Raw genomic sequence first — 629 nt, 5'->3', positions numbered from 1 at the left:
GTGGTCAGCAGCCTGGCGGAATATATTGCGGCTGACATGGTCATGTCCTACATCAACGGCCTGATTGACGTGGCACAAAGCGGTGCGGCCGGGGCGCTTGATACGGAAGAAGAGAACAAACATTTCCGCGAGAACCTGCGTCAGGTCCGTAACGAGCTGAGCCAGCGGGTGGCGCGTATTCAGGTGCAGCAGAACGGGCTGGGTGAGTTTGAGCGTAACCTGTCTCAGCTGCGTCAGCAGCTGTCCACTGACGTGTCAGACACCATGATGTCCAACTATGACTTCGGAGGCTGAGGATGGCCATTGATATCTGGGTAACCAGCAGCGGCGGCATGATCACGATGGGACTGAACGCCGTGGCCGCAATGATGAGTGATTCCGGCTGGAAGAGCGTGATGTGGATTGCGGAGGTGCTGGGTATTCTGACGTGCATTTATACCTATCTCAAAAGCCACGATCTGCGCGTGATGTTTTACTGGGCGTTCACCTTTGTCATCGTCACCGCGCTGTTGCTGACGCCAAAGGTGACGGTGGTGGTGAACGATCTGACCGCCCCGGATACCATCGGGCGCGTGGACAACGTTCCGCTGGGGCTTGCCGCCCCGCTGTGGATTGTCACCGGCACGGGG

The 629-nt window shown here is 58.0% G+C and carries 2 protein-coding genes; both read left to right on the top strand.

Annotation, left to right across the window (positions count from 1 at the left end):
* The coding region (locus GSQ70_RS00750) for a hypothetical protein (RefSeq protein WP_199257199.1) at positions 1 to 294 on the top strand (294 nt) is incomplete at its 5' end.
* Positions 295 to 296: 2 nt separating this feature from the next.
* On the top strand, positions 297 to 629 hold a 333-nt coding region (locus GSQ70_RS25670), incomplete at its 3' end, for a conjugal transfer protein TraG N-terminal domain-containing protein (RefSeq protein ID WP_199257198.1).

The sequence above is a fragment of the Pantoea sp. BAV 3049 genome, assembly GCF_009765445.1.
Lineage (GTDB): Bacteria > Pseudomonadota > Gammaproteobacteria > Enterobacterales > Enterobacteriaceae > Erwinia.
This window is presented reverse-complemented; position numbering and strand designations above follow the sequence as displayed.